Below are 12,191 nucleotides of genomic sequence, written 5' to 3'. Positions count from 1 at the left end.
GGGCTACTGCGCGGCGAGGGCCGCGATGTCGATGGTCCACACGGCGTTGTAGACGACACCCGAGACGTCCTTCGCCGCGGCGATGTTGTTGCCGGGCTGGAGCAGCGGGATGAAGGGGCCGTCGGCGTTCAGCGCGGTCTGCAGCTCCTCGAAGCGCGACTGGCGCTCGTCGTCGCTGCCGCCGGTGGCCGCGGCGTCGGCCAGCGCCGAGATCGCGGGGGCCGCACCGTCGGTCCAGCCGGAGCGGAGGCCCACGACGTCGCCCGGGGTGAAGACGAGGTAGTCGCTCGGGTCCGGGTAGTCCGGGCCCCAGTACCAGAGGCCCATGGTCTCGGTGCCGTTGCGGTAGGCGTCGAGCTCGGTGGCGACGGGGGCCGGGGCGAGCTCGACGGTGATGCCGGCGTCCTTCAGCTGCGACTGGATGCGCTGCGCGATGGTCGGGAAGTCGATGCCGTTCAGGCTGATGTCGCTCGGGAAGTTGAGCGTCACCGACTCGCCGGCGTAGCCGCTCTTCGCGAGGTCGGCCTTCGCGGCGTCGAGGTCCTGGGTCAGCGCGCCGCTCTCGGGCAGGGCGCCGAGCAGCATGCTCGGGATGACGCCGGATGCCTGCGCGGTGCCGTTGCCGGCGATCGAGACGAGGTCGTCGTAGTCGACGGCCTCCTTCACGGCCTTCACGAAGTCGGGGTTCGACGTGATCGCCGAGACGCTCGGGTTCTGGTTGAGCAGCAGGAAGATGACGTTCGCCGACGGGTCGCTGGTCACCGCGACCGAGTCGCCGAGCGCCTCCGCCTGGGTGCCCGAGAGGTCCAGCGCGACGTCGGCGCTGCCGCCCTCGACGTTGATCTTCTGGGTCGCGCCCTCGACGTTCTGGATGACGACGCGACCGTAGCCCGGAGCGTCGCCGTCGTAGTTCTCGTTCGCGGTCAGCACGACCTGCGAGGCAAGGTCGAGCGTGTCGAGCACGTACGGGCCGGAGCCGGCGGAGGTGGTGTTGAGGAACGTCTCGGCGGTGTCGGTCTCGTCGGTGGTGCCGCCGTTCTCCTTCACGACCTTCGAGTTCAGGATGCCGAGCGCCGGGTTCGCCAGGATCGCCGGCAGGGCGGGCGTGGGGTTCTCGGTGGTCAGCACCACCGTGGTGTCGTCCTTCTTCGTGACGGTGACGCCGTCGAGGAGGAACGAGGGGTTGCCCTTCAGGCCGATCACGCGCTGGAGCGAGAACACCACGTCGTCGGCGGTCATCGCGGTGCCGTCCGAGAAGGTGTGCTCGCCGTTCAGGGTGAGGGTGAAGGTCTTCGCGTCGTCGGACTGCTCGAGGCTCGCGAGTCCGTCGACGACCTGCGAGACGTCGCCGCCCTCGAAGGTGAGGAGCGTCTCGTAGAGCGCCTTGTCGACCATCTGGCCGGTCGGCTCGTACATGCGGCCCGGGTCGGCGGTCTTCAGGTCGAACGCCTTGTTGATGGTGAGCGTCGCGCTGCTGCCGTCGGCGGTGTCGACGCGGCCCGAGGAGCAGCCCGCCACGAGGAGGGCGAGCGAGACCGCCGCAGCGGCGATCACCACTCGCGTCGGGGCGGAGCGCGGGGTGCGGGTGGAGCGGACAACCATGGAGGCCTCCTGGCGAGGGTTCGGCTGGACGTGTTGCGAAACGATGGCACATCGCGACGCACTCCGTTTCCGGAGGGCCGCTATCGTGGACGAAATGCCGCCCGCAGCGACGAAGGAGTGGATTATGTCGATCACCGATCCGGCCGCCGGTGCGGTCGCTGGACAAAGCGCGGGCGGGCTCGACGAGCTGAATCTGCGCATCCTCGCCGTCCTGCGCGAGAACGGGCGCATCTCGATGTCCGCCCTGGCCGAGCGGGTGAACGTCTCGCGGGCGAGCGTCTACAACCGGGTCGAGCAGCTCACCGCATCCGGCGTCATCACCGGGTTCTCGGCTCAGGTCGATCCGGGCAGGGTGGGGCTCGACGTCTGCGCCCTGGTGTTCGTGACGGTGCACCCGCAGTCGTGGCACCGGTTCCGCGAGGGCATCCTCCAGATGCCCGACGTCGAGTACTGCTGCATCACGACCGGCGAGCACGACGCGATGCTCCTGGTCCGCTCGCTCGACATCGGAGGCGTGCACGACTTCGTCACGGGCGTGGTCGCGGCCCGGCCCGAGGTGAAGTCGGTGGTCTCGGTCGTCGTGCTCGACGAGGTCGTGCGGAAGGCCTACCTGCTGCCCTCCGACATCCCCGACCGCTCCGGATCGACGAACCGGCTCGGCATGACCCGGTTCACCACCGCGGGGAACGGCCGCGACGCGGCGCGCTGAGCGTCAGACCTCGACGCAGATGCTGACGTGGTCGTCGCCGTCGATCTCGAACTCCTCCACGAGCCGCAGCAGGCCCGTCCCGTCGAGCTCGACGCGGCTGCCGCCGGTGCCGCTGACCACGGTCCCGCCGTCGATCAGCCGGTGCACGAACGAGACCTGCAGGGCGTCGCCGGTGCGCGTGCCGACGAAGCGGCCGAAGGTCACGGTGTCGCCGACGTAGTCGCCCCAGACCACTCCGTCGCGCTCGGAGTAGTGGAACCGCGACGGCGACTCCGGATCGACCACGCTGTTGGTCGAGGAGGTCATCACGAACTCGCGGCCGTCGAGACTGGGGGCGGTGGTGGCGTCGTTCACGTCATGGAGTATGCCGGAGGGGTCGGGTTGTCCTGCCCTCAGGCAGGATTCGTCTCGTCCTTCAGGTGCACAGCCCGCGGATCTGGACGAAATCCTCCTGATCCTGTCGCTGGACGGTTGTTTCGTCTCCGACGGGCGACCCCTGGTCGGCGGCGCGCGGAGCGGATCGGAAGTGCTGGGCTCCTCCCGAGTCCGAGCCCGTCATCACGTCACTCCGCGACGGGATGGACGGGGCAACCCGACGCAGGGCGTGCCCGCGAGGCCTAGACACTAGATTGCCTCCGCCCTCCTCGCCCCGCGCGGAACCGCACGACAGTGCGATCTCGGGGCGGCTGAACTGGTTGCGGGCGGGCGTGCTCGGCGCGAACGACGGCATCGTCTCGGTCGCCGCTCTCGTCGTGGGCGTCGCCGGCGCGACGACCGCCACCGCACCGATCCTGACGGCAGGCGTCGCCGGTGTCGTCGGTGGTGCGATCTCGATGGCGCTGGGCGAGTACGTGTCGGTGAGCAGCCAGAGCGACAGTCAGCGCGCACTGATCGCGAAGGAGCGCGTCGAGCTGGCGGAGGATCCCGCCGGGGAGCTCGAGGAGCTCGCCTCTCTCTATCAGGCGCGGGGCCTGACCCCGGAGACTGCGCATCAGGTCGCCCGCGAGCTGACCGAGAACGACGCTCTGACAGCGCATCTGGAAGCGGAACTGGGCTTGAACGAGGAGGCGGTCGCCAGCCCGCTCGCCGCCGCCGGCGCCTCGGCACTGTCGTTCCTCCTCGGCGCCGTGCTGCCGCTGCTGGCGATCCTGCTCCCGCCGCCGGAGCTGAGGGTCCCGGTGACCTTCGCAGTGGTGCTGATCGCCCTCGCGGCGACAGGGTTCATCAGCGCCCGGGTCGGCGGCAGCCCGGCTCTGCGTCCCGTGATCCGCATCGTCGTCGGCGGTGCTCTGGCCCTCGCAGCCACGTTCCTGATCGGGTCGCTGCTCGGCACGTCCGGCGCGATCTGATGCCCCGGGTCCTCGTCGTCGAGGACGACCCGCAGAGGGGCGCCCTCGTCGAGCGAGGGCTGCAGGAGGACGGGTGAGACGTAGTGAGCGCGTTCCCGTCGCGGGCACCCCGCTGTGCCGCCGCACTTCGGAAGCCACCGACACCGTTCTCGGGCACGGTGCACCGAGGAACTTCGCCAGAACTCCAGGCCGGATTGGACTCCACCGGCGTTGCTCTCGCCGAGAATCCTCTCTCATCCGAACGGGTCGTCCGAGCGAACGCCGTCATCGAGTCGACCGTCGGCGAGGACAAGGAACTGGTGAGCGCCCGACTCGAGAAGGAAGGGTCTTCCCGATCTGACAGCGCTCGGTCGGATCATCCCCCGCCACTCGGACAGCTGGCGGAAGCTGCACCGGGACCGCAGGAAGACCATCGCCAGGCTGGCCGGGCTCGGAGACCGCCGACCGGAGCCCTCGTCCGCGACCCGCGCTTCGGGCGGGCGCTCTCCCACCCTGATTCGACCGGTCGACAGGGCCGACCTTCGAGCCCCTCCTCCCCGCCTCCACCCCTCGACCGCGCCCGGCGAGGCGGCCGCTTCCGCTCGTGAGGGGCGGCGGACGCCGGCTCGGGTCGCCGAAGCCTCTCCGGCGCTCCCTCCAGCGGGATGACCGCCGCGCTCACACGTTGCGAACGCCCCTGTCGGCGACGACGACCTCGACGATCGACCACAGCATCACGACGAGCCCGACCGCCAGGGCGATGAACCAGCCGGGTCCGAGTTCGAGCGTCGCCGCTGGGATCGGAGCGGCGAGGTCGACCGCCCGGAGGTCGACCGTGCGCCCCACGATGCCGACCGCACTCAGGTCCACCCCTTCCGGGAGCTCCACCACGCCGGCGCTCCCCGTCAGGCCGAACGAACCGAGCAGGTCGCCGAGGTCGTACGAGATCGCCCCGATGTCGCCGAGGAGCTCGGTGACCGGCGCCGCGAGGGCGAGGACGGAGCCCGCCGCGAAGGTCCAGCACCCGCCCACCAGAGCGGCCGCGACCGCCGCCGCCCGCGACGGCCGCCACCACGCCAGGACGAGGACGACCACGAGCACTGCCGCAGTAGCGATCACGGCGACGTCGAGCCCGGTCCCCCAGGCGGACACGCTGAGGGGCGGCACGATCCGGGAGTCGAAGGTGAACCACCCCACGAGCAGCAGAGATCCGGTGCCGGACACCGCGAGGACCAGTACTGCCAGCAGCACGAGCCTGAGGACAGTGAGGGGGCGGTGCGTCGCGCGCACGGCCGCGGTCCGCGACGCCAGTCGCGCGCGCGCCGTGGCGATCGACGCAGACGCGATCTGCGCAGGGCCAGCACCGGACACGGCGTCGTGGCTCGGAACCCCGAACGGCGACGCCGACGCACCCGAAGCACCCGCCCAGGGAAACGGCGTGCTCGGCGGCGGCGCGGTGCCGAACGGTGATGCACCGCGACCAGTGGCACCGACTCCGGAGACATCGTTGCCGGAGGCGCCGAACGGATCGAACGTGTCGTTCACGCCTAACGGGGCGGAGATTGCCGGTTCGGCCGCGACCGGCGCGGGGGGCGTCGCCTGCGTGCCCGTCAGTAGGGGTCGCCGGGTCCGTCGGACCGCGACAACGACCATGAGCACGAGAGGTCCGACCAGCGGGACCAGCACGCTGATCGTGACCGCTGCCCATCGCGGAACGCCCGCGGGGAAGGCGAGTGCGAGGCCCGTGACGACCGCCACGATCGCATAGCACCCGATCAGCAGCGCGGTGCTCTGCGCGAGGAAGTTCAGCCAGACGCCGATATCCATCGTGTCTCCTTGTCGTGGTCGAAGGCCGAAGCACGCCGCCCGTGCTGCTCGGCGAAGTCCCGCAGCCGACGGACGATCTCCGTGGATGCGTGCGGGCCGGAGGAGAGCGTCGCGACGACGCCCGGCGGGCGCAGGACATCGGCGTGGGCCGGGACGACCGCGTGGTCAGCGGCACCCAGCATGAGTCGATCGAGCTCCGCATCCCCGGCAGCGAGGATCAGGTCCGCTCCGAGCCGGCGGGCGACCTCGGACATCGCCGTCGACTTCTCGACCGTGTGGGGTACCAGATAGACCTTTCTCCCTTGCCTGCTGCACCGCCACTCGATGTCCTCGGCGAAAGCGAGGAGCCGCCCGCGGGCGGCCTCCGCCTGGTCCGCCGCGGCGAGGACCGCATAGACGAAGACGCCGTCGACGATGCGGACGGTCGCGGTGGGCACGAGTGCGGCCGTGCGCTCCCTGACCAGGGAGACGCTCGTCCCGCCGGCCGCGACGGCGTCCAGGACCCGGCGCGACCAGGCCTCGACCGGCGAGCCGTCCTCGAGGAGGACCCCTCCGTTAGCGGCGATCCGGAAGCGGGTCGGCACCGAGTCGAACAGTGTCACCCTCGCAAGCTGCGCCACCGAGCGCGTCGTCGTCGGCACCACTGCCGCCAGGGAGGCGAGATCGATCAGATCGCGGGCGAGGGTCGGCGGTGCGTAAGCGGAGGCCCGACCGTCGATCCGCTCGACGACCGCGAGCGCGTCGATGACGCCTTCCGCGGCGGTCGCCGAGTGGATGAGGGTGCGGTCGAGGTCGAGGAATGCGGCGATCACGGCGACTCCGCCCGCGCGATGATGCCGACGGCGGCGAACGGCATGGCCTCGTCGACGACGACCTCGACACCGCGGTCGGCGGCGAGGACCAGGAGGTGCTCGACGGAGTCGGCGGCGTCGGACCGCACGACCACCTGTCGGGGGACCCTGCGCAGGAGCACGCGCGTCGTCTCGCCGATGCCCGGCTTCAGCAGGTTGCGGTCCCGGACGCCGTGGCGCCGGAGCAGCCGCTCGATCTCGGCGTCGGCGCTTCCCAGCGCCGTCGGCTCCGACGTCGCGGGCGAGGGCGGGACAGCGGGGAAACGCGCCTGCACCACCTCCAGGAACTGCTCGGAGCGGTCGACCGCGGCGAGGTGCCGGTAGAACTTCGCGCCGTGGAACATGCCCGGACGGATGAGCTCGTCGTTCAGGACCGTGCGCGAGACAAGTCCCGACACCGTGGAGTTCAAGCAGGCCGAGGGCACGAGCATGTCGTCGCGGGTCGCCCGGATGTCCGCGACGCCGAGCGGGTCGCTCAGCACCGCGAGCGAGGGTGCGACCCGGCCGCCGGGCGGGAACCGGTGCGACGCCAGGGCGGCCCGCAGCGTCGAGGCGATCACGCCCTTCCCTGTCCAGCCGTCGATGAAGACGATCGACTCGGGAGCAGCCGTAGCGATCACGTGATCGAGCGCGACCGCATCGATCCCCCGGTCGCGGATGACCGAGATCGCGAAGTGCGGCACCTCATTGCCCCTCGCCAGGAACCAGCGGCGCAGCAGCACGCCGATCGGTACCCCGGCCCGCGCGAGCGACACAAGGACGGGGTGCGGGCCGTGCCGCCGCTCGATCTCGACGCCGAGCGCGGCGACCCCCTCGGCCACGGCGCGCGCGCCTCGGGCGAGCGCGTGCTCGTAGGCCTCGAGGTACCGGGCGGTGGGCTCGTACTCGATCGGCAAGGACTCGGAGTAGTGCCGTCGACCCGACTGAATCAGGTCCTCGCGTTCCTCCCGCGGCTGTTCGAGAACTCGATCGGAGAGGTCGGTCAGGAGCCAGACGACGTCGTCCGCCCGGTAGGACGAGAAGCCCGGACCGACGAGGGGCGGCGGTCCGGGGGCCGCCTCGACAGAGGGGGCCATCAGCACGTCGATCACCTGAGACGATCGGGCAAGGCTCGCGAGGAGGGAGTCCGGGGCGTCACGATCGGGTGAGACGGACTCGTCGTGGCACACGATGACGATGCGAAGTCCTCGTGTGTCGCGGGCGAGGTTGTAGGCGAACCGGAGCGCGCCCTGCTCGCCGGCGACGTCCATCCGCGCAGCGATACCGGATCTCAGACCGTACGAGGGGTGGTCCAAAACGAGACCCGGCGAGCGGGTCGTCGAGCTCGTGAGAACGCGGGCGGAGGTCCGGGCCTCGAGGTGCTCTGCGAGGAGCTGCGGTGCGCGGAGGAACTCCTCGGTTCCGAGGACGAGGATCTCGTCCTCGGAACCGAGCTCAGCGAGCCCCTCGCTCTGAAGGAGGCGGTCGCCCAGCTCGGCGACCGCAGTGCGCAGACACCGGCGGTCCTCCGGCCCGGAACCTCGAGCGGATCGGGTGGGCAGCACCGCCGCGCGGATCCTCCTGATCACCGCCTCGGGCGAGGGGAGGACCGCGGGGGCGGCCGCGCCGCGCCCGACGAGCGCCTCGAGCGCCGAGGGGACGAAGTCCTCAGGCACGGCGTGGGTCGCGACCAGACGCACAGTGGCGGGGAGCAGGCCCGCCTCCTCGTCCCAGGCGGCCCGGGCCTCGGCCGAGCGGGAGTCATGAAGCGCGGCCACGACCACGAGCGACGCGGCGTGCTCGTCGAGGAGCAGGCGCGCAAGCGCGAGGACGGTGCGGCCTGAGGTGACCTCGTCGTCGACGAGGACCAGCGCACCGATCGGTCCCGGCGGCAGCGCACCCGCCAGGAGGTGGTGACCGGGCGCGTGCGAGTGAACCTCCTCGAACGCCCCGTCGGCGACGTCTCCGGACAGGAGGTACCTCGTCGAGTGGGCGTCCCTGCGGGCGTCGAGAACGTCGGCGACCGCTGCGGAGAGGCCGGTCGCCGTCTCGGCGAAGCCGAGCACGACCGCCTCCGACGGTTCGAGGCCGACCGCTCGGACCGCGTCCCCGACGAGTTCGGCGAGCCGCTCCGCCGCGCCGCGGACCACCGACGGCGGGACAGGCACGTGCTTGCCCAGCAGCGAGCTCACGAGGAGCTGCTTGCGGAGTGGGTTGTCGCGCAACGCGATGGCGAGCAGCGCCGGGGCCGTGCCGACGGCGGTCACCGGCTGATCCGATCGAGCTGCATCATCAGGTCGAGGAAGCCCAGATCCGGCCTCAGAACGCCGAACGCTGCGGCCCGCAGCAGCACCCGGTCGGCCCAGGCGGTGTGCGGCCTCACCTCGTTCATCTTGTTGTCCGCCGCGCTGCGCAGCACGCCTCCGTGCTCTTTCGCAGCCGAGACGGCGACCGCGTCGCAGAACTCCTCGTGTGTCACTGCGCTCAGCGCATGAACCACGGAGATGTGCGATGGATGGATCACCGTCTTGCCCGAGAGGCCGTTGATCTTGTCGAGCTCGATCTCGCTGATGAGACCGTCGAGGCACTTGTCGAGGAGCGCGCGCCGGTACTGCGGAGCGTCACGCTCGAGGAACGGCGACTCCCGCAGCCGCGGCTTCTGCAGGCGGTTCCGCTTGCTGAAGTGCTCCCACACCGCGCCCGATACCGGGTACGCCCAGGGCCGCTCCCTGGCGAACACGTTCACGATGTCGCCGATCGCGTCGGCCACGACCCGCACGTCGTAGATTGTCGACTCGCCGTCGCGGCGCAACCCGAATGCAGAGGCGAGGTCGGTCGCTCCGATGCGCACGCAGAGGATCGACTCCCGGTGCTCGTCGAGCAGTCGCCGGATCGCCAGCAGCTGAGCGGATCGCGTCTCGCGGTGAGCGACCGACACGGCCTCGATCACCGGCATCACGAAGAGGCGCTTCTCGGCGGCCTCCTCGGCTCCGGCGACGGCGGCGAACGCAGCCTCGCCGCTCTCACCCGCCTCGAACTTCGGCAGCACGAAACCCGTCAACGCGGCGCATCCGGCGCTGCCGAGCGCCTGTGCGATACGGAGCATCCCGTCGGCGTCGGCGACACGCACGAACACCGCGGGAAGGGCACGCTCGGACCCCGGCTCGTCGGCCGCCTCGGCCGAGAGGCGGGCGAGCGCGGCGATGACCGCCGTCTCCGCCTCCGGTCGGCACTCGGGTCGGACGGCGTCCTCGAGGTCCATGACCAGACACTGCGCACCGTTGCGGCGCCGTGACAGGACGTCGTCGACCAGGCAGGGGCGGTCACCGGGCAGGTAGAGCGTCGCACCGAGGGCCTGGCCGAGCTCTCCCGTGACGGAGTCGAGCGGGATCGGGCCGGGCCGGACTTCGAACAGCTGGTCGAGCTGGTCGGAGGAGAGAGAATCGAAGTGCTGCAGGTACATGGGTTCAGACCACCTCTCGCACCCCTGCGGAGTCGGCCTCCGTGGCCGCGACACGACGGTTGACCACGATGCTGCTCAGCCATCCTGCACTGATGAAGACGACGCCGATGAGGCCCGTGACGAGTTCGGGGATCTCGATCGAGACCGTCAGCAGCATGATGACGGCGAGCGCTCCCACCGCCCAGAGTGCACCGTGCTCGAGGAAGACGAATTCGCGCAGTGTCCCCCGGTGCACGAAGTGGATCGTGAGCGAGCGGATGTACATCGCGCCGACGCCGAGCCCGATCGCGATCAGGATCGGGTCGGAGGTGATCGCGAAGGCCCCGATCACGCCGTCGAACGAGAAACTCGCGTCGAGGACCTCGAGATAGAGAAACAGGAAGAAGGCCGCCCGGCCTGCCACCTTGGCCGTCGCGCTGGTCGTCCCCGGCTCCGGCATGTCGTCGACCTGCTCCTCGAAGACATTGCCCAGTGCGTTCACGAGCAGGAAGGTGCCCGTTCCGATCGCCCCGGACACGAGGACCACGGCGGGATCGGGCGCGAGGAACTCGGCGACCGACACCAGGACGGCGAGCGCCACGACGACGTGGATGTTCTGGACCCTGCCGAGCTTCTGGAGGGGTCCTTCGACCCATCGGATCCAGAGGCGCTCGCGCGGGTCGAAGACAAAGTTTAGGAAAAGCATGAGCAGGAACATGCCGCCGAACGCGGCGATCGCCGGGTGGGCCTCGTGCAGGATGTAGCCGTAGCTGCCCGGCTCCTCCGGGTCGCCCTGCTCCATCGCCAGAGAGACCGCCTGCACGGGGCCGAGCCCCGCCGTCGCCGCGACGACCACGAAGGGGAAGACCAGGCGCATGCCGAAGACGGCGATGAGCACTCCGATGGTGAGGAAGATCCGCTGCCAGAAGGCAGTCATCCGGTCGAGGATCCCGGCGTTCACGACAGCGTTGTCGAACGACAGCGACACCTCGAGGACGCAGAGGATGAGGACGAGGATCAGACCCTCCATTCCGCCGTAGAGGAACCCGAGTGCGATACCCGCGAGCGTGACGGCGTAGGACCATCCGAAGGTCTTGAGCATGTTCTTCCCATCTCGTCGTGCTGAGGCGGATCGCAAGTGGACGGCCGCCGAGTGCCCGCGGCCGCCGGAGAGCCGGCGACCGCGGACGGGAGACGTCAGACGTTGACGCCGAACCGGCGCAGCGTGCCCTCGAAGCCGCCGTCGTAGGTGTCCCCGAGCGCACGGAACTTCCACTCGGCACCGTCCCGGTAGACCTCGCCGAAGACGAGGGTGCTGGTCGACCCGGCGCCCTCGCCCAGGTCGAAGCGCGCGAGCTCGGTGCCGCCGTCGTTGTTCACGACCCGGATGAAGGAGCTGGCGATCGACGAGAAGGTCTGACCCTTCTTCTCGGCGTCGTAGATGCTCACGAGGAAGGTCACCGACTCGACTCCGGCGGGGACGCCGAGGAGGTCGATGACGATCTGCTCGTCGTCGCCCTCGCCCTCGCCGGTGAGGTTGTCGCCCAGGTGGCTCACTGCTCCGCTCGAGTGCACCAGGTTCCCGTAGAAGACGAAGTCCGAGTCCTGCACGACGCGACCGGAGGCGTTCAGGAGGAGCGCCGATGCGTCGAGGTCGGTGGTGCCGCCGAAGCCCTGCGGCGCCGGGTCCCACCCGAGGCCGACGGTGATCGCGGTGAGTCCGCGAGGTCCTGCTTCCTTGGTGAGCGAGATGGTCCCGCCCTTGCTGAGGCTGATGGCCATGAGTGTGGTTCTCCTTCGTTGAGTCGTGCAGTGGTGGAGCGGTGGTGGAGGTTAGGTCAGAGGATCCGGGCGACGGCCGGCAGCAGATCGCGGATCGTGCGACCCTGGGCACGCTCGCCGATCGCCTGCATCGTCCAGCCAGCGCCGTCGCGGACGAGCTTCGCCATGATCTGGGCGGTGTGGCTGCCGGAGCCGGAGAGTGCGTAGCGGGCGATCTCGACTCCGTTCGAGGCGTCGACGATCCGGCAGAAGGCGTTGTCGATCTGGCTGAAGTTCTCGCCCGAGTAGCTGTTGACGACGAAGACGAGCGTCTGGGCCGCTGGATTCACAGCGAGGAGGTCGACGACGATGCTCTCGTCGTCGCCGTCCCCGGCCCCCGTGCGGTTGTCGCCCGTGTGGCGGATCGCGCCGTCCGCGCTGACGAGCTGCTGGAACCAGACCTGGTCGATCAACCGCCCGGAGGCGTCGTAGATCAGGCAGGAGGCGTCGAGGTCGATCTCCTGCTCCTTCTCGCGGCCGAAGAAGCCGCGGACGGTCTTGGCGTCCCAGCCGAGACCCATGTGGGCCCGAGTCAGCGTTCCGCCCTCCCGTTTGAGGAGGGAGACGCGCTGTCCCTTGCTGAGGCTGATGGTCATGGTGTTCTCCTTGTCGAGGTGGTCGGGTGCGGCGGA

At 70.3% G+C, this 12,191-nt stretch carries 11 protein-coding genes; 2 read left to right on the top strand and 9 right to left on the bottom strand.

The window, feature by feature from the left end:
* Positions 1-3 precede the first annotated feature (3 nt).
* On the bottom strand, positions 4-1,602 hold the full coding sequence (locus GSU45_RS02270) for an ABC transporter substrate-binding protein (RefSeq protein WP_104291804.1): 1,599 nt from the start codon (positions 1,600-1,602) through the stop codon (positions 4-6).
* 94 nt (positions 1,603-1,696) lie between these two features.
* Between GSU45_RS02270 and GSU45_RS02265 the strand changes: the two genes are divergently transcribed.
* Positions 1,697-2,311, top strand: a complete 615-nt coding sequence (locus GSU45_RS02265) for an Lrp/AsnC family transcriptional regulator (RefSeq protein ID WP_244248182.1) — start codon at positions 1,697-1,699, stop codon at positions 2,309-2,311.
* Between the two features lie 3 nt (positions 2,312-2,314).
* On the opposite strand, the gene GSU45_RS02260 is transcribed toward GSU45_RS02265, so the two are convergent.
* Positions 2,315-2,665 carry a hypothetical protein gene (locus tag GSU45_RS02260; protein WP_244248181.1) on the bottom strand — a complete coding sequence of 117 codons (351 nt, stop codon included), beginning with the start codon at positions 2,663-2,665 and terminating at the stop codon, positions 2,315-2,317.
* A 275-nt stretch (positions 2,666-2,940) separates the two neighbouring features.
* On the opposite strand from GSU45_RS02260, the gene GSU45_RS02255 reads away from it, so the two are divergent.
* A complete protein-coding gene (locus GSU45_RS02255; protein WP_244248180.1) occupies positions 2,941-3,660 on the top strand; it encodes a VIT1/CCC1 transporter family protein in 720 nt (239 codons plus the stop codon).
* Positions 3,661-4,317: 657 nt separating this feature from the next.
* Here GSU45_RS02255 and GSU45_RS02250 read toward each other — a convergent pair.
* The 7 genes from GSU45_RS02250 to GSU45_RS02220 all read right to left on the bottom strand — a co-directional run bounded on the left by GSU45_RS02250 (position 4,318) and on the right by GSU45_RS02220 (position 12,155).
* A complete protein-coding gene (locus GSU45_RS02250; protein WP_159912345.1) occupies positions 4,318-5,466 on the bottom strand; it encodes a hypothetical protein in 1,149 nt (382 codons plus the stop codon).
* Entirely contained in the window at positions 5,445-6,278 is an 834-nt protein-coding gene (locus GSU45_RS02245) for a hypothetical protein (RefSeq protein WP_159912343.1), read from the bottom strand. Before GSU45_RS02245 ends, GSU45_RS02250 begins: the two co-directional genes overlap by 22 nt.
* A complete protein-coding gene (locus GSU45_RS02240) occupies positions 6,275-8,563 on the bottom strand; it encodes a phosphoribosyltransferase domain-containing protein (protein ID WP_159912341.1) in 2,289 nt (762 codons plus the stop codon). The genes GSU45_RS02245 and GSU45_RS02240 overlap by 4 nt, the downstream gene beginning before the upstream one ends.
* The gene (locus tag GSU45_RS02235) at positions 8,560-9,759 is read right to left on the bottom strand and encodes an HpcH/HpaI aldolase/citrate lyase family protein (protein WP_159912339.1); all 1,200 of its coding nucleotides are present in this window, start codon (positions 9,757-9,759) and stop codon (positions 8,560-8,562) included. Before GSU45_RS02235 ends, GSU45_RS02240 begins: the two co-directional genes overlap by 4 nt.
* Before the next feature lie 4 nt (positions 9,760-9,763).
* Entirely contained in the window at positions 9,764-10,840 is a 1,077-nt protein-coding gene (locus GSU45_RS02230; RefSeq protein WP_159912337.1) for a DUF475 domain-containing protein, read from the bottom strand.
* 95 nt (positions 10,841-10,935) lie between these two features.
* Entirely contained in the window at positions 10,936-11,520 is a 585-nt protein-coding gene (locus GSU45_RS02225) for a TerD family protein (protein WP_159912335.1), read from the bottom strand.
* A gap of 56 nt (positions 11,521-11,576) precedes the next feature.
* Entirely contained in the window at positions 11,577-12,155 is a 579-nt protein-coding gene (locus GSU45_RS02220; protein ID WP_104260778.1) for a TerD family protein, read from the bottom strand.
* Positions 12,156-12,191: the final 36 nt, after the last annotated feature.

Source organism: Rathayibacter sp. VKM Ac-2801, from assembly GCF_009834245.1.
Lineage (GTDB): Bacteria > Actinomycetota > Actinomycetes > Actinomycetales > Microbacteriaceae > Rathayibacter.
Note: the sequence above shows the minus strand (reverse complement) of the source record. Positions and strands in the feature narration are given on the sequence as shown.

Coding starts and splice junctions, on each gene's coding strand:
- GSU45_RS02270 (WP_104291804.1), bottom strand. CDS start 1,602: ATGGTTGTCCGCTCCACCCGCACCCCGCGCTCCGCCCCGACGCGAGTG.
- GSU45_RS02265 (WP_244248182.1), top strand. CDS start 1,697: ATGCCGCCCGCAGCGACGAAGGAGTGGATTATGTCGATCACCGATCCG.
- GSU45_RS02250 (WP_159912345.1), bottom strand. CDS start 5,466: ATGGATATCGGCGTCTGGCTGAACTTCCTCGCGCAGAGCACCGCGCTG.
- GSU45_RS02235 (WP_159912339.1), bottom strand. CDS start 9,759: ATGTACCTGCAGCACTTCGATTCTCTCTCCTCCGACCAGCTCGACCAG.
- GSU45_RS02230 (WP_159912337.1), bottom strand. CDS start 10,840: ATGCTCAAGACCTTCGGATGGTCCTACGCCGTCACGCTCGCGGGTATC.
- GSU45_RS02225 (WP_159912335.1), bottom strand. CDS start 11,520: ATGGCCATCAGCCTCAGCAAGGGCGGGACCATCTCGCTCACCAAGGAA.
- GSU45_RS02220 (WP_104260778.1), bottom strand. CDS start 12,155: ATGACCATCAGCCTCAGCAAGGGACAGCGCGTCTCCCTCCTCAAACGG.